Annotated in this window: 12 protein-coding genes; 5 read left to right on the top strand and 7 right to left on the bottom strand. The window is 59.8% G+C overall.

Annotated elements, in window-relative coordinates; all coding sequences use genetic code 11:
• Both ACTJJ7_RS26630 and ACTJJ7_RS26625 read left to right on the top strand, forming a co-directional pair.
• A partial coding sequence (locus ACTJJ7_RS26630; protein ID WP_440969364.1) for a lysine--tRNA ligase occupies positions 1 to 1,305 on the top strand: 1,305 nt, incomplete at its 5' end.
• 37 nt (positions 1,306 to 1,342) lie between these two features.
• The gene (locus ACTJJ7_RS26625; RefSeq protein WP_105736511.1) at positions 1,343 to 1,726 is read left to right on the top strand and encodes a VOC family protein; all 384 of its coding nucleotides are present in this window, start codon (positions 1,343 to 1,345) and stop codon (positions 1,724 to 1,726) included.
• Positions 1,727 to 1,740: 14 nt separating this feature from the next.
• On the opposite strand, the gene ACTJJ7_RS26620 is transcribed toward ACTJJ7_RS26625, so the two are convergent.
• The 6 genes from ACTJJ7_RS26620 to ACTJJ7_RS26595 form a co-directional block, all read right to left on the bottom strand.
• Entirely contained in the window at positions 1,741 to 2,613 is an 873-nt protein-coding gene (locus tag ACTJJ7_RS26620) for a thermonuclease family protein (protein ID WP_440969363.1), read from the bottom strand.
• A 15-nt stretch (positions 2,614 to 2,628) separates the two neighbouring features.
• Positions 2,629 to 3,273 carry a S24 family peptidase gene (locus ACTJJ7_RS26615; RefSeq protein ID WP_105736514.1) on the bottom strand — a complete coding sequence of 215 codons (645 nt, stop codon included), beginning with the start codon at positions 3,271 to 3,273 and terminating at the stop codon, positions 2,629 to 2,631.
• A gap of 162 nt (positions 3,274 to 3,435) precedes the next feature.
• Positions 3,436 to 5,658: a 3-hydroxyacyl-CoA dehydrogenase NAD-binding domain-containing protein gene (locus ACTJJ7_RS26610; protein WP_105736516.1), complete on the bottom strand. Its 2,223-nt coding sequence runs from the start codon at positions 5,656 to 5,658 to the stop codon at positions 3,436 to 3,438.
• Between the two features lie 13 nt (positions 5,659 to 5,671).
• Complete coding sequence (locus ACTJJ7_RS26605; RefSeq protein WP_105736518.1) at positions 5,672 to 6,880, bottom strand: acetyl-CoA C-acetyltransferase; 1,209 nt, start codon at positions 6,878 to 6,880, stop codon at positions 5,672 to 5,674.
• Positions 6,881 to 6,906: 26 nt separating this feature from the next.
• A complete protein-coding gene (locus tag ACTJJ7_RS26600; protein WP_440969362.1) occupies positions 6,907 to 8,079 on the bottom strand; it encodes an acyl-CoA dehydrogenase family protein in 1,173 nt (390 codons plus the stop codon).
• Between the two features lie 63 nt (positions 8,080 to 8,142).
• Positions 8,143 to 9,936 carry an acyl-CoA dehydrogenase C-terminal domain-containing protein gene (locus tag ACTJJ7_RS26595; protein ID WP_105736522.1) on the bottom strand — a complete coding sequence of 598 codons (1,794 nt, stop codon included), beginning with the start codon at positions 9,934 to 9,936 and terminating at the stop codon, positions 8,143 to 8,145.
• 535 nt (positions 9,937 to 10,471) lie between these two features.
• On the opposite strand from ACTJJ7_RS26595, the gene ACTJJ7_RS26590 reads away from it, so the two are divergent.
• The 3 genes from ACTJJ7_RS26590 to ACTJJ7_RS26580 all read left to right on the top strand — a co-directional run bounded on the left by ACTJJ7_RS26590 (position 10,472) and on the right by ACTJJ7_RS26580 (position 16,015).
• Positions 10,472 to 13,921, top strand: coding sequence for a peptidoglycan-binding protein (locus ACTJJ7_RS26590; protein ID WP_440969361.1), 3,450 nt, complete (start codon positions 10,472 to 10,474; stop codon positions 13,919 to 13,921).
• Between the two features lie 355 nt (positions 13,922 to 14,276).
• On the top strand, positions 14,277 to 15,230 hold the full coding sequence (locus ACTJJ7_RS26585; RefSeq protein ID WP_199537991.1) for a sulfite exporter TauE/SafE family protein: 954 nt from the start codon (positions 14,277 to 14,279) through the stop codon (positions 15,228 to 15,230).
• The gene (locus ACTJJ7_RS26580) at positions 15,227 to 16,015 is read left to right on the top strand and encodes a TIGR02186 family protein (RefSeq protein WP_105736526.1); all 789 of its coding nucleotides are present in this window, start codon (positions 15,227 to 15,229) and stop codon (positions 16,013 to 16,015) included. The genes ACTJJ7_RS26585 and ACTJJ7_RS26580 overlap by 4 nt, the downstream gene beginning before the upstream one ends.
• Here ACTJJ7_RS26580 and ACTJJ7_RS26575 read toward each other — a convergent pair whose 3' ends face one another.
• Entirely contained in the window at positions 16,016 to 16,927 is a 912-nt protein-coding gene (locus ACTJJ7_RS26575; protein ID WP_440969360.1) for a methyltransferase domain-containing protein, read from the bottom strand.
• Positions 16,928 to 16,931 lie beyond the last annotated feature (4 nt).

Below are 16,931 nucleotides of genomic sequence, written 5' to 3'. Positions count from 1 at the left end.
CTCAGCCGCATTCCCGACCCGTTCTCCAACGAATATCCATCGTTTGGCGCGGCCAACAATGCGCGGCTGCGGGCGTTTCTCGATCGTTTCGGCTTCGACTACGAGTTTGCCTCGGCGACGGACTATTACGCGTCGGGCCGGTTCGACGCGACATTGCTGAAGATGCTGGCGGCCTATGACGATGTCATGAACATCATCCTGCCGACCCTTGGCGAGGAACGCCGGGCGACCTATTCGCCCTTCCTGCCCATCAGCCCGCGTACCGGCGTTGTCCTGCAGGTCCCGATGATCGCCCGCAACGTGCAAAAGGGCACCATCACCTATGAAGACCCCGATACCGGCGAGCGCATTGAAACGGAAGTGACCGGCGGCAAGGTCAAGTGCCAGTGGAAGGCCGACTGGGCCATGCGCTGGACCGCCCTTGGCGTCGATTACGAGATGGCGGGCAAGGATCTCATCGATTCCGTGACCCTATCATCGAAGATTTGCCGCGCCATTGGCGGCCGCGCGCCCGAAGGCTTCAACTACGAACTCTTCCTCGACGACAAGGGGCAAAAAATTTCCAAGTCGAAGGGCAACGGCCTGACGATCGATGACTGGCTGACCTATGCGCCAACGGAAAGCCTGGCACTCTATATGTTCCAGAAGCCGAAGACGGCGAAGAAGCTGTATTTCGATGTCATCCCGAAGGCCGTGGACGAGTATTTCACCTTTCTTTCCGCCTATCAGCGGCAGGAATGGAAGGAACGCCTCGGCAATCCGGTCTGGCATCAGCACTACGGCACACCGCCCGTGCTTGATATGCCGGTGCCCTTTGCCATGCTGCTCAACCTCGTCAGCGCTTCGAATGCCGAAAATGCCGATGTTCTCTGGGGATTCATCTCCCGCTATGCACCCGGCGTGACGCAGGAGAACAACCCGAAGCTGAACGAGCTTGTCACCTATGCGATCCGCTACTTCAATGATTTCGTCAAGCCGACCAAGAAGTTCCGCGCGGCGGACGCGGTCGAGCTTGAGGCATTGAAGGGGATTGACGCGCAGCTTGCCACATTACCGGCGGATGCCGATGGCAATACCATCCAGAATGCCATGCTGGATGTCGCCCGCGGCATCGAACGCTATCAGGATCACACGAAGAAGAGCCCGGAAGGCGGACCCGGCGTTTCGGTGTCGTTCTTCCAGATGCTCTATGAAGTGCTGATCGGGCAGGAGCGCGGGCCGCGGTTCGGTTCCTTCGTCGCGCTTTACGGCATCGCCGAAACGCGCGCGCTCATCAAAAAGGCGTTGACGGGCCAACTGGCATAGTTTTTCCATACCCGCAGCCAAACTGAGGGAGGAACGGATGATTGACCACACCGGCGTGAATGTCAGCAATTTCGAAGAGAGCAAGAAATTCTACCAGAAGGCCCTTGCCGCCATTGGTTACGAGCTGATCGTCGAGTTTCCCGCGTCGGTGACGGGAAGCGCTGATGTCGCTGGCTTCGGCGAAGGCGGCAAGCCCGACTTCTGGCTCGCCAGCGGTATCCCGAACAATCCGCCCATGCATGTTGCTTTTCGTGTCGGCAAGCGCGCGCTTGTCGATGCCTTTCACAAGGCGGCGCTGGAAGCCGGCGGCAAGGATAATGGCGAACCAGGGCTACGGCCCCATTACCATCCGGACTATTATGGTGCCTTCGTGCGGGATCCGGACAACCACAATATCGAGGCCGTCTGCCACGAAGGCTGACAGACGGAATCGTCCTACTGTGGCTTCGGCGGGAACGGTGCATCGGGCGCGGGCACTGGCAAGGGTGCCGGCTGCGGTTCTGCCGATGGCGGGGACAGGTCGCCGCTGAGCCCCGGTGACGGCAAATCGACCGCTGCCGGGAGTGATGGCGGCGGACTGCCGAAAATGCCGAGCCTTGCCTCCTCGGCCTTCTTCATGTTCGCGGCCAGGGGCGAGCCATCGCTTGCCCGCGCCCAGCCATTGTCGACCAGCCATGCGGCCAGATCGGTTGTGCCGAGCTTGCACTGGGTGGAAACGAGCGCGTCCTGAGGCTGGTCGGGAACATTGCATTCTATCGCCCGCGACCGCAGCCAGTTGCGGAAGGCCGTGCGCGCGGCCATACCGCATGGCCATACCGCCGCGCCATCGGCAGTACATGTTTCTTCCGGCGGCACGACATTGATCCCCTCGATGGCGATCCTGTAGCCTGAGGCCTCCACGGTTCCTGCCGCTGTCGCAACCGGCCGGTAGAGCAGCTTGGGCCGTGCCGTCGTGTCGACGGGTACGGGAGGAGGGGGAGGCGCAGGCGGCGACGCATGGCCTATATCACTGAGAGGCTGGCGCGGTTCAATGCGCTGCAGGGGCCCTGTTTCCTTGCCGGTCACTGAAAACCCGTCCGGATCGACCTGCCGGGCGGCAGTGGTTTGAGGAGCGGACGGCGCAGCATCCTGCAGCGGCGGTGCATCCCCGTCCGCATCATCGGGCATCTGAAAGCTTTCCGGCGATATCGTTACGTTCTGCCCGCTTAGCCCCACCGATGGCAGTCCGGCATAGAACGGGGCGATAAAGATAGAGGCCAGACAGACCCCGACCAGGATGGTCAGAATGTAAAGCGGCAGCTGACGCATGGGGAAAGGTTCCCTTTATTGGCTGGCCCACAATATCCGGGCAATCCAGTCAATATGAACGGCATCGAAGGTCCGGTTGACGTGTTCGGGATTCATCGACTGCAGTTCGATGGTGCGCGGGGTCTGGCGCGCGAGAATTTTTGCCATGACCTCGCCTTCCTTGGTGCGGACGACAACACGGTCGCCGCGGCGCACTGGCGCTCCGGGAGCGACGATGATCGTATCACCGTCGCGGTAGAGCGGCAGCATGGAGTCCCCGGAAACCTCGAGCGCATAAACCGCTTCTCCGGAACCGACAGGAAATTCAACCACGTCCCAGCCCTGGCCGACCGGGAATCCCCCATCATCGAAGAAGCCGCCGGCGCCCGCCTGGGCGAAACCCAGAAGCGGCACGGACCGCATGGCACCCACGCCGGCCCTTCCACCCTTGCCGCCGACAACCAGCGTCATGAATTCATCCAGCGAGGCGCCTGTCGCTTCCATGATCTTGGCAAGCGACTCCGTCGAGGGCCAGCGGGCACGGCCATCAACCGCATAACGCTTGGATTTGTTGAACGTGGTGGGATCAAGCCCGGCGCGCTTCGCCAGCCCGGAAACGGAAAGCGAATGACGTTCTGCCAGCGCATCGATGGCCGCCCAGATACGGTCATGTGAGAACATGGGACTCTTCCAGAAAAAGGAAAAAATACCTTCACTAAAGTTTTAGGAGGGAATTGGGGAAAAGTCGAGATAAAACGCGGAAAACTTTCTTATATCGAGAAAGAACTCGTGCATGGTTCGACGGCAATGAGGGGATCAGCAAGTGATCCCCTCATATCTCAGTCAGGCTGCCTTTTTCTTCTTGGCTTCAACCGGATAGGGATTGAAGCGTTCATAGAAGGTGTCGCCCTTCTCGGCCATGTCGAGAAGCAGCTTCGGCGCCTTGAACTGGGCACCGTATTTGCGCTGCAGGCCCTTGGCGATTTCCACGAACTTCGCTGCACCGATGCCATCGATATAGGACAGCGTTCCGCCCGTATAGGGCGCAAAGCCGAACGCCAGGATCGAGCCGACATCCGCTTCGCGCGGATCGGTGACAATCCCCTCTTCCATGACACGGGCTGCTTCCAGCGCGATGGTGAAGAGGAAGCGCTGCTTGAGCACTTCCACATCGATCTTGTCGGCGTCCTGCTGCGGATAGAGCGTCTTTAGTTCCGGCCACAGATGCTTCTTGGCGGGCTTGGCAGGATAGTCATAAAAGCCCTTGCCGTTCTTGCGGCCGCGGCGATCGTACTTGTCGACGAGCGTGTTGACCAGTTCCACATGCCGCGGATCGACGGCCTTCGGCCCAAGATCGGCAAGTGTCGCCTTGAGAATTTTCTGCGACAGATCGATGGCCGTCTCATCGTTGAGCGCGAGCGGCCCGACCGGCATGCCAGCCATCCGGGCAACATTCTCGATCATTGCAGGCGGAACGCCTTCCACGAGCATGTTGTAGGCTTCGGACATGTAACGCAGGACGCAGCGATTGACGTAGAAACCGCGTGTATCGTTGACGACGATGGGGGTCTTCTTGATCGCACGCACATAATCAAGCGCGACAGCCAGCGCCTTTTCCGAGGTCTTCTTGCCGAGGATAACCTCGACCAGCATCATCTTGTCGACGGGCGAGAAGAAGTGGATGCCGATGAAGTTCTTCGGGCGCACCGAAACCTTGGCAAGGCCGGTGATCGGCAGTGTCGAGGTATTGGAGGCAAACACGGCTGCAGGCTTCAAGACGGCTTCCGCCTGCTCCGTTGCCTTGCGCTTGACGTCGCGGTCCTCGAACACGGCTTCGATCACGAGATCGGCACCGTCAAGCTCGGCATATTGCGTGGTGGCGGTGATCAGGCCAAGCAGCTTTTCCTTGTCTTCCGCGGTTGCCTTGCCCCGCTGGATATCCTTGGTGATCAGCTCAGCCGTATGCGCCTTGCCTTTGTCGGCGGCTTCCTGCGTCTGGTCGATCAGGACAACGGGAATTCCGGCCTTGGCTGTGACATAGGCGATACCTGCCCCCATGAAACCGGCACCAATGACACCAACCTTCTTGAACTTGGTCGGCTTGACGTCGGCCGGGCGGCGCGCGCCCTTGTTCAGTTCCTGCAGGGAAACGAACAGCGAGCGGATCATCATGCCGGCTTCCGTGCTCTGCAGGATGTTGGTGAAGTAGCGCTGCTCGATTTTCAGACCGGTATCGAAGGGCACGAGGAGGCCTTCATAGACGGATTTCAGGATCGCCGCGGCGCCTGGGTAATTGCCGTAGGTCTCGCGGCGCAGAATGGCCGTGGCGGCTGGCCACAGATTGGCACCCGCTGCCGAATAGATCGCGCCGCCGGGAAGCTTGAAACCCTTTTCATCCCATGGCTGGACTGGCTTCAAACCTGCCTTGATCATCTTCTTGGCGGTTTCGACGAGCTTCTTGGCCGGAGCAATTTCATGCACAAGCCCCATGGCCTTGGCGCGGGCTGCGGTCAGGCTGGAGCCCGTCGTCATCATCTGCAGGGCATCCTGCTGGTTGGTCAGGCGCGGAACGCGCTGCGTGCCGCCCGCACCCGGGAAAATGCCGACCTTCACCTCAGGCAGGGCCATCTTCACCGACGGGTCATCGGAGACAACGCGGCCATGGCAGGCCAGCGACATTTCAAATGCACCGCCCATGCAGGTGCCGTTGATGGCCGAAACCCATGGCTTGCCTGATGTTTCGAGCTTGCGGAACAGGCCACCCATCTTGCCGGTGTTTTCGAACAGGAGTTCGACGGCCTTCTTGGGATCTTTGGCTTTTTCCTCCTGGAACAGCTGGAACATGCGCTTGAGCATGGTCAGGTCCGCACCGCCGGAGAAGGTATCCTTGCCCGATGTGATGACCGCGCCCTTGATCGCTTCGTCCTTGGCAACGCGGTCGACGATGGCGTCGAGTTCCTTCATCACCTCTTCGGTGAAGACATTCATCGACTTGTCGGGCATATCCCAGGTGACCAGCGCAATGCCGTCCGCGTCGACGTCGAATTTGAAGTTTGTATAGCTCATCTTCTGCTCTCCCTCAGACGCGTTCGATAATCGTTGCGGTGCCCATGCCGGCACCAATGCACAGTGTGACCAGCGCGACGTTCAAATCGCGGCGCTCCAGCTCGTCAAGCACTGTGCCGAGGATCATCGCACCGGTTGCCCCGAGCGGATGGCCCATGGCGATGGCGCCGCCGTTGACGTTGATCCTGTCGCGCGGAATGTTGAAGGCCTGCATGTAGCGCAGCACGACAGCCGCAAAGGCCTCATTCAGTTCAAACAGGTCGATATCCGAAATCTTCATCTTGGCGCGCTTGAGCAGCTTTTCCGTCACATCGACCGGACCGGTCAGCATCAAGGCCGGATCGGAACCGATATTGGCAAAGGCACGGATGCGGGCACGCGGCTTGACGCTCAATGCCTTGCCGGCGCTCTTCGAGCCGAGCAGGACACCGGCGGCACCGTCGACGATGCCGGAGGAATTGCCGGCATGATGCACGTGATTGATGGTTTCGACTTCCGGATGCGCCTGGATGCCAACGGCATTGAAGCCGCCCATTTCGCCCGGCATCACGAAGGATGGGTTGAGCGACGCCAGCGCCTGCATGTCCGTCGCCGGACGCATGTGCTCGTCGTGATCAAGGATCGTCAGGCCGTTCTGGTCCTTGATGCTGAGAACAGAATTCTTGAAGTAGCCCTTCTTCCAGGCTTCGCCTGCCCGCTTCTGGCTTTCCACGGCATAGGCATCGACATCGTCGCGGGTGAAACCGTATTTCGTGGCGATCAGATCGGCCGATACGCCCTGCGGCATGAAATAGCCGGGCAAGCCCACGGACGGGTCCATGTACCAGGCACCGCCGGACATGCCCATGCCGACGCGGGACATGGATTCCACACCGCCAGCGATCACGATGTCATCGGCACCCTGCACGATCTTGGCAGCAGCAAAGTTTACCGCATCGAGACCGGAGGCACAGAAGCGCGAAATCTGCATGCCGGGCGCCTTGAAATCATAACCGGCTTCGAAAGCCGATGAGCGCGGAATGACCGCACCGGCTTCACCGACGGGATCAACGCAGCCATAGATAATGTCGTCGACCAGTCCCGTGTCGAGACCATTGCGATCGCGCAGCGCTTCCAGCACCTTGGCGCCGAGACGGACGGCGGGCACTTCATGCAGACTGCCATCCTTCTTGCCCTTGCCGCGCGGCGTGCGGACGTGGTCATAAATATATGCTTCGGCCATTTCATTCTCCCTTTTCGAACCGCACCTCAGAGGCTGCGGGCGATCAAAAGCTTCATGATTTCATTGGTCCCGCCATAAATCCGCTGGACGCGGGCATCGCGGAACATACGTGCGATCGGATATTCGTTCATGTAACCGTAGCCGCCATGCAATTGCAGGCATTCGTCAACGATCTTGTTCTGCAGGTCACTCAGCCAGTATTTTGCCATGGAGGCAGTGACCGGGTCGAGGCCGCCATTAACGTGGCGTTCGACGCAATGGTTATAGAAGACGCGGCCGATTGTGGCTTCCGTCTTCATCTCCGCCAGCTTGAACTGGGTGTTCTGGAAATCGATGACCGCCTTGCCGAAGGCCTTGCGCTCCTTGACATAGTCCGAGGTAATTGCGATGGCGCGCTCGGCCATGGCAATGGCCGTGCCGCCGATCTGAAGACGTTCCTGCGGCAATTGCTGCATCAGCTGCACAAAGCCCTGCCCCTCTTCGGTTCCAAGCAGGTTCGCGGTTGGCACACGGACATTGTTGAAGAACAGCTCCGAGGTATCGTTCGATTTCAGCCCGACCTTATCGAGGTTGCGGCCACGTTCGAAACCCTCCTGTCCGTCCGTCTCGACCACAATGAGCGATGTGCCCTTGGCACCCTGTGACGGGTCTGTCTTGGTCACGACGACAACCAGGTTGGCGAGCTGGCCATTGGTGATGAAGGTCTTCGATCCGTTGATGACGTATTGATTGCCGTCCTTCTTGGCGCTTGTCTTCACGCCCTGAAGGTCGGAACCTGCACCCGGCTCGGTCATGGCGATGGCACCGATCAGTTCGCCGGTCGCCATCTTCGGCAGCCACTTCTTCTTCTGCTCTTCCGAACCATAGTGAAGAATATAGGGAGCAACGATCGAATTGTGCAGGGCTATGCCGAAGCCATCGACACCCACATGGCTGATGGCTTCGAGGATCGCGCTTTCATGGGCATAGGTACCGCCGGCACCGCCATATTCTTCCGGCATGGAGGCGCACAGAAGCCCGTTCTCGCCTGCAAGCTCCCAGACGGAACGATCAAAAATTTCCTGTTTTTCGAAACGGTCATAGTGCGGCAGAACCTCGGCTTCGAGAAATTTCGAAGCCATGTCCTGCAGCATCACCACATCGTCAGTCTTCCAGTCGGGTTTTGGCACGCCCAACACGTCTTCCGGCCGAATAGACATCTCTAACCTCCCTAGAAATCACCTTTCGCTGCATATGGGAGCCTCCGCTCCCTTTTGCATCAATCAGAACGCCTCCGCCGTCAACGCCATCATCGTGTCCGCGCCGGTCTGGATACGGGCGAGATGCGCCGATGTTTCCGGCATGACGCGTTCCATGAAGAATTTCCCGGTGACGAGCTTGGTCTCGTAGAAATCCTTCTTTTCGGCACCGTCTGCCAGTTTCGCATGGGATGCCTTGGCAATCTGTGCCCACATGTAGCCAAGCGACACCAGACCGAACAGATGCATGTAATCGGTCGACGCGGCCCCGGCATTGTCCGGGTTGGCCATACCGTTCTGCATCAGCCACATCGAGGCGGCCTGAAGATCATTGAGGCCTTTCTTCAGATGCTTGGTGAAGAAGGCAAGCTTTTCATCGCCGCGGTTCTCCTCGCAGAAATCGCCGACTTCCTTGAAGAACGCCATGACGGCACGGCCACCATTGGCACCAAGCTTGCGGCCGACGAGATCGAGCGCCTGAACGCCGTTGGCACCTTCATAGATCATGGCAATGCGCGCATCGCGCACATACTGGCTCATGCCGTGTTCTTCGATGTAGCCGTGACCGCCATAGACCTGTTGCGCCATCACAGCATGTTCAAACCCCTTGTCCGTCAGGACGCCCTTGAGAACGGGGGTCATCAGACTGAGAATATCATCGGCAATCTGCTTGTCACCCTCGTCGTCGGAACGATGCGCGACATCGGATTTGAGCGCGGACCACAGGATGAAGGCGCGGCCCGCTTCATTGAACGACTTGATCGTCATCAGGATGCGGCGGATATCCGGGTGAACGATCAGCGGATCAGCTTTCTTGTCCGGCGCTTTCGGTCCGGTCAACGAACGGCCCTGGAGACGCTCGCGGGCATATTCCACCGCGTTCTGGTAGGCGATTTCACCGATGGACAAGCCCTGCAGCGCAACGCCGAGACGCGCCTCGTTCATCATCGTGAACATGGCGCGCAGCCCCTTGTTCTCGCCGCCGATCAGGTAGCCCGTGGCTTCGTCATAGTTCATCACGCAGGTCGAATTGGCGTGGATGCCCATCTTCTCTTCGATCGAGCCGCAGGAGACGCCGTTGCGCGTACCGGCATTGCCGCTGTCGTCGAGATTGAACTTCGGCACGATGAACAGGGAAATGCCTTTCACGCCTTCCGGCGCGCCCTCGATGCGGGCAAGCACCAGATGGATAATGTTTTCCGACATGTCGTGCTCGCCGGCGGAGATGAAAATCTTCTGGCCGGAAATCTTGTAGGAACCATCGGCATTGGGCACAGCCTTGGTGCGCAGCAGGCCGAGATCGGTGCCGCAATGCGGCTCGGTGAGGTTCATCGTGCCGGTCCAGGTGCCATCGACCATCTTGGGCAGATAGGTCTGCTTCTGGTCGTCGGTACCATGGGTCAGGATCGCGGCGATCGCTCCCTGCGTCAGGCCGGGATACATCACCAGCGCCATGTTGGCCGAGGACATATATTCGCCAACGGCAACATGCAGCGCATAGGGAAGACCCTGACCGCCGAACTCTGCTGGCACAGCCAAACTCATCCAGCCGCCCTCGCGGTACTGGTCGAACGCGGCCTTGAAGCCTTTGGGGGTGGTGACCGTGCCGTCCGCATGACGCACGCAGCCTTCATGATCACCGGACTGGTTGATCGGAAACAGCGTGTTCTCGGCCAGCTTGGCGCCTTCGCTCAGGATTGCCGCGACGATATCCGGCGATGCATCGGCGAAACCTGGCAGGTTGTTGTAGCGTTCATAGCCCAGGACATCGTTCAGAATGAAAAGCGTGTCTTCAACGGGCGCGCGATAACTCGGCATCAGTTTCCTCCAAAACATAAACGAGCAAAACGGCCCGGAGACTTCGGTGCCGTCGGATTTTCCATCTCTCTAGCAAATTTTGACGTTTCCGTAAACGTCAAAATTTTGTGAAGTTTTGCTCCTGTGAATCAATCTTTCTGAATGGGATGCCCTGTTTAACGGGACGATGGCGATGAGAGATGGATTCAAGCGATTTCGGCCGGTGCCGCGTCTATGAATTACAATGCCAGCGTATCACATTTTTAACGGTTGCAGCCCATCTCTTAACCAGTTGTTTACCACGTTTCGCCAATGTCACGGTGTCGGTGAACCGTGTCTATGAGTGATTTGTTTTTCACGGCTTGTCGGACCGCATGGGGCAAACGGTCCCGGCTTTCCGGATTGGCAATGTGCAGAACGCATTCTTGAGCTTCGGAAGACCGAGACCAGACAAGGCCAGGGTGGCAGGCGAACATCGCCAGCGCGTCCGGACTTGCCCCGTGAAACAGAATTAACCCGCCGGATCACCGGCGTAAACACGGCAAAGCAGGCGTCCATGACGAACCAAAGGTCACTACTGGAACAGGTCAATGTGAACCGGTCACGCCGCGAGACCACATCGCTGGACAGTATCAACCGCACGCTCGAAGCGCTGGAAAGCCAGCTGCGCGAGACGATGGAGCCGGATTATCCGGATGTCGACCAGGACCAGACGGATATTGCCGACCGCTTCGCCGCACTGGCTTCCCGCGCGGGCGCTGCATCGGCACCGAAACAGCGTCCATCCGACGACCTGCCGTCCTTTGCCAGCAAGCCCCAGAACGGCAAGCATGACCTTTCGGCCATTGCTGCCCGCATCAAGCAGTTGCGCGAGGAAATGCGCGACGATGCCCGCGCGCCGGCCCGGTCTTCCGCCGAACCGCACACGGAAACCTTGCAGCGCCTGCACCAGTCAACCGCAAGCCGCAACCTGAACGACAGGACCGGCCGCGCGGACAATGGCCATCTGTCAATGCTGCGCGGTGATCTCGATGAATTGAAGCGGACAGTCACGACGCTCGCCCGCGAAGAATCGGTCAAAAACCTGAACAATCGCTGGGACGCGATGGATGAACGCTTCGATGCGTTCCGTCAGGATCATCCGCTGGGCGGGCGGCTCGACCAGATCCGCCAGGCGGTGGATGTATTGCCGCAATCGATTCCGCTGAAGAAGGTCGAAGACAAGCTCAAGACATTGGCCAGCGCGGTGGAGCAGATGTCGCGCACGGGGACATCCGGCGTGAATGGCGATTTCATGCGCCAGATGGATGAGCGGCTCGATGAAATCAGCCGCGCCATCGTGGCAACGGCTCGTCCTGCCCACGCAAATCACAGTGACACCGATGCATTCGAGCGCCTTGAAGCGCGCATCGCAACCCTGAGCAGCAAGGTCGAGGCGGTTGCCTATGACCGCACCTCGGACACGATCCTGCAGCGCATGGGCGAACTGGCCGAGCGCGTTGATCATCTGGCAGCCATGCGCGCAACGCCGGCGGTCAATCTTGACGCGCTGTCGGAACAGCTGTCGTCCGTCACCCGTCATCTCGAAAACACACCGGCCTCCATCAGCATTTCCGATTTCCGCGATCTGGAAGACCGGGTCCTGCACGTCATCCACCGCCTGGAAACAGCGCCCCAGCAGGCGCCGGCTGCCGATCCGGCATTCATGCACCAGATCGACCAGCGCTTCGAAGAGCTGACCCGCCGTCTCGACGATCATCACATGATGGCCGAGCACAGCGACATCCGGCTGACCGACAATCTCGAAGCCCGCTTCGACGACATGGCGCGCTATATCGCCGAGAATGTGCCGCAGGCCGAAGGTTCGAACGATGCAATCCGCAATCTTGAATTGCAGATTGCCGGTCTTGCCGAACACCTCTCCCATTCCAACGATCGCTATGCGGAATTTGCCGCCATCCCGCCGCGCCTTGATGCCATCGAGGAATCGATGGCCATGAACCGCGACTTCGTCGTGGAAGCTGCACGCCAGGCGGCGTCGGAAGCCATCCGCAATTCGGCCAATTTCGGCAATGCCCATGACGGCGTCATCGCCCGCGAGCTCGCCGACGATCTGAAAACCCTGGAAGGCCTTGCCCGCAAATCGGAAGACCGCAACTCCAAGACCTTCGAGGCGATCCACGACACGCTTTTGAAGATCGTAGACCGCCTTGGCTCGCTGGAGAATGGCGCGGCTGCCGGATCACATGTTGCCGCGGCTCCCAAAGCCAAGGCCACGGTTGACGCCTATGAAACGCCCTACCGCGACGCCGAGGCCGCTTTTGAAGCTCCGGTCTTTTCCAAGCTGGATGATGTTTCGGCGCACATGACAATGGCCGCAGACGATGCCGAGGCCATGGACGAAGCGGCTCCGGCACGCAAATCCCTGCTGGGCAGCCTCACGCGCGGCATGAAATCCCGCGGCAGACAGGAACAGGCGCACCGGGAACCGGTCATCGAGACAATCGGCAGCGATGAAAAAAACGACGACAAGGCTGATCTTGACGCCGAGATTCTCAACCGGCCGCTTGAACCCGGCTCGGGCATGCCGGATCTCAACTCCATCCTCAAGCGGGTGCGCGACGAACGCCGCGAGATGCACCTGGCGGGCGATACAGGCATTGGCAAGGCGGATTTCATCGCCGCAGCCCGCCGCGCTGCGCAGGCAGCGGCGGCTGAAGTCGAAAGCCAGACACGCGGTTCTGGCCGCAAGGACAGCGTTGAAGGCAAGAAGGGCAGCCTCCTGGCCCGCCAGCGCAAGCCCATTCTCCTCGCCATTGGCGCCATCATGATCGCGATCGCGGGCCTGCAGCTGAAGAACGCCTTCTTCAGCGGTCCGGCGGCGATGAGCAGCGATACCGGTTCCGTTGCAGCACCGATGGTGCCGGCGGCCGAACCCAAGGCGCAGGTTGCCGTATCCGCGGCTCCGGCAGCACCGGCGCCGTCCGCGCCTGCCCCCGCTCCACAAACTGCTGCCGGAAGCACCCCGAACGAGGACCAAGCCGCTGCACCTGCACCAACGCAGGAAACCGTGGGCAGCCTGATTGCCGCCCAGACTTCCGGCACGAATGTCCCGGCGGCAGCGAAGGTCGATGCGAATGTCAGCCAGATTCCCGCCATTCCGGCCGAAGCAGGCCCGGAACCCCTGCGCGAAGCAGCGGCCAGCGGCAATACCAAGGCTCTGTTTGAAATCGGCGACCGCTACATGGAAGGCCGGGGTGTCCAGAGCGATTACGCCAAGGCAGCCGAGTGGTACACGCTTGCGGCCGACAAGGGTTTTGCACCGGCACAATACCGCCTGGGAAATTTTGCCGAAAAAGGCCTCGGTGTTCCGCGCGATCTCGCCAAGGCAAAGACCTATTACCAACTGGCCGCCGAACAGGGCAATGCCAGCGCGATGCACAATCTGGCCGTGCTGTTCGCAGCCGGTGCAAATGGTGCGCCGGACAATGAATCCGCGGTCATGTGGTTTACCAGGGCGGCCGAACTTGGCGTGAAGGACAGCCAGTTCAATCTCGCCATCCTGTCGGCCAAGGGCATGGGGATGCGGCAGAATCTGGAAGAGAGCTACAAGTGGTTTGCCCTCGCCGCCAACGCTGGCGACAAGGATGCCGGCCAGAAGCGCGATGAAGTGGCAAAGGCCATGACCTCCGATCAGCTGACACGGGCGCGCGAAGCCACCGAGCTGTGGAAGCCAAAACAGATGAATCCGGATACCAATGCCTTGAGCGTTCCGGAGGAATGGCGCGAGAGCCCGGCCACCACCGGGTCCATCAATATGGAAAAGGCCATCCGCAACATTCAGCTGATTCTCAACAAGAATGGCTATGATGCGGGCGGGTCGGACGGCAGGATGGGCGCGAAAACCCGCGATGCCATCATGGCGTTCCAGAAGAGCAACGGCCTGAAGCCAACGGGCAATATCGACAAGGACCTGGTCAAGCGGCTGCTCGAAAAGAACACCTGAACCGGCCAAGGCGACTGTTGCGACACACGGGTTCGTGTTTGGGGCAACACGCTGACGCCCCAGCAGTCATTGTTTGACTCGGCGCGCGGCTGAGGGCAAGAAACTTAAAGCATCCTGTGTCAGCCTGCGCGCAGAATGCATTAAAGAATTACTGTCATTCTAGTGGTCCGATTCTGACATTTGCATTCCTCTGATACAAGCCATTCAGGCAAATGTCAGAATCATAGGACCACTAGGAAGTATATGGTTCCAGTGGAACTTTGAATTTGACATTCGCGTGGTGCGCGTGATGTCAAATGGGGCGCGAATGTCAAATTCGTTCCACTGGTGTGCGAACAATCGCCACAACGCCGTGATGGGTTCGGGGTCTGAATTGGGAATCTACCTGCCAATAGCCGAGATTTCGGTCAATATCTTCGTGCTGTTCGGCATGGGGGCAGCAGTTGGATTCCTGTCGGGCATGTTCGGCGTCGGCGGCGGGTTCCTCATCACGCCGCTGCTGATCTTCTACAATATCCCGCCCGCCGTTGCCGTTGCCACCGGCGCAAACCAGGTCATTGCCTCGTCCTTCACCGGCGCGCTGTCACATTTCAAGCGCGGCACGCTCGACGTCAAACTGGGGACGCTGCTTGTCATTGGCGGCGTGGCGGGCGCAGGCATCGGCATTTACGTCTTTGTCCTGCTGCGCGAACTCGGCCAGCTCGACCTGATCGTGTCCCTGCTCTACGTGATCTTCCTGAGCACGATCGGCGGGCTCATGCTATTGGAAAGCGTCAGGTCCATGCGCCGGACAAGGGCCGGACAGCTTGCCAGCCTCAAGAAACCGGGACAGCACAATTGGGTGCACCGCCTGCCCTTCAAGATGCGGTTTCGCGCCTCGAAGATTTATGTGAGCATCATCCCGATCCTGGCGCTTGGCGCAGCCATCGGCTTCCTGTCCTCGATCATGGGTGTGGGCGGCGGCTTCATCATGGTTCCGGCCATGATCTATCTTCTCAAAGTGCCGACCAATGTGGTTATCGGGACATCGCTCTACCAGATCGTGTTCGTGACGGCTTTTACCACCGTCATGCAGGCAACGACCAACCAGTCGGTCGATATCGTGCTGGCCTTTCTCCTGATGAGCGGCGGCGTCATCGGCGCGCAATACGGCACCCGCATCGGGCAAAAACTGCGCGGCGAGCAATTGCGCGCGCTGCTCGCCACGCTGGTTCTGGCCGTAGGCCTGCGCCTTGCCATCGAACTCTTTGTGACCCCGGATGATCTCTATTCGATCGCCATTGCGCTGGCGGCGCCGGGGGCATCATGAGAGCTTTGGCAGCCACCCTTCTTCTCATCCTGGCATCGCTGTCCACAGCCGCGGCGCAACAGGTACCGGGCAACAAGGAAACCGTCGAGATCGGCCTGTCGACCGACACGATTGCCATCACCTCGGGCTTTCGCGGCACGGACCTGACCGTCTTCGGCGCGCTCGACAATGCCGACCCGCTGATCCAGCGGCAGGGCCGCTATGATATCGTCGTGATCCTGCAGGGCCCAGAACGCGATTTCGTCGTGCGGCGCAAGGACCGGTTCTTCGGCGTCTGGATCAATGCGGAATCGGTAACGTTCCAGCATATTCCGGCGTCCTATTCGCTGGCCTCGACACGAAACCTCCAGGATATTGCCGTTCCCAAGATATTTGCCCAACTGGCCCTCGGCGTGAACAATATCTATTACGAGCCGATGCCCGACGGATTCAGTTCCAGCGCATCGCTGCGGGAATTCACCAAGGAACTGCCAAGGTTGAAACTCAAGCAGAGCCTCTACAGCCAGCGTCCGGGTGAGGTGCAGTTCCTGTCATCGACCCTGTTCCGCGCAACTTTGTCCCTGCCTGCCAATGTGCCGGTCGGCAAGCATCAGGCGCGGGCCTTTCTGTTCCGCAACGGCGAATTCCTGCGCGAAAGCTCGACCAGCCTCAATATCGTGAAAGCCGGGCTGGAATACCGCATCTACAAGGCTGCGCATGAGAACAGCCTTCTCTACGGCCTGTTTGCCGTGTTTCTGGCCGTGATTACCGGCTGGATGGGCCGCCTGATGTTCCGGAAAGACTGATCAGGCGCGCCTGGCAACGGTGATCAGGCCCTGCAGGGGTTCGCCGCGGTCAAAGCGGATCGCCTCGCGCCCGATCGTTACCGGGGCAAGCCCATGTTCGGCCAGGAGGCGGCGGACATACTCTTCCGAATGGGTGTAGCGCAGCGAGGACTGCAGGATCAGCTCGCCATCTTCGGCATGGGTTTCAACCGAAAAGGCAAAGAGCCCATCAGGGCCAAGCACCTCGACCAGACGGGCAAAGGCCCTGTCGAGATCGCCGACATAGACAAACACATCCGCAGCGATAATGAGATCGGCCGAACCTGCGGGATAGTGGAGTTCATTGACATCGCCTTTGAAGAGGCGGTCATAGACATGTTTTTCCTCGGCCTTCTGCAGCATCGCCTCGGAGAGGTCCATACCGGCCATATGGTTCACATCCGCCCGGAAATATTCACCCACCAGCCCTGTGCCGCAGCCGACATCGAGCATGGACTGATAGTGTCTTCCGGGCGCCCCCGCCTTGATGGCCTTGGCCAAAAGTTCCGGCACGCGATAGTACAGCTTTTCCAGAAGTGCCGCCTCGAAGGTCGGGGCATAGGCATCGAACAGGGTCTCGACATAGGCCGTCGGCGGATTGTCCGGCACCACCGCATAGCCCGAGGCCGCCAGTTTCAGCGTGGCACCGAAGCGGTCATCGGGGTCGAGTTCCAGCAGGCGCCGCCACGTTTCGGCTGCCGCATCCTCGTCACCCGCAGCTTCCTCCATTTCGCCCAGGCGATAGAGCCCGGCGGTCCAAGCCGGCACGATGTCCAGCGCCTGCCGCATCAGATCGGCGGCGGCCACATGGTCACCGGACTCAAACAGCATATCAGCATAGGAAGCGCGGCGGTCCGCAATCAGATCACCCGAGGACAGGAACGCCCGCGCCATGCTG

The organism is Phyllobacterium sp. 22229 (genome assembly GCF_052056495.1).
In the GTDB taxonomy this organism is placed as follows: Bacteria; Pseudomonadota; Alphaproteobacteria; order Rhizobiales; family Rhizobiaceae; genus Phyllobacterium; species Phyllobacterium myrsinacearum.
The sequence above is the reverse complement of the archived record's forward strand: the minus strand, read 5'-3'. Positions and strand labels throughout refer to the sequence as shown.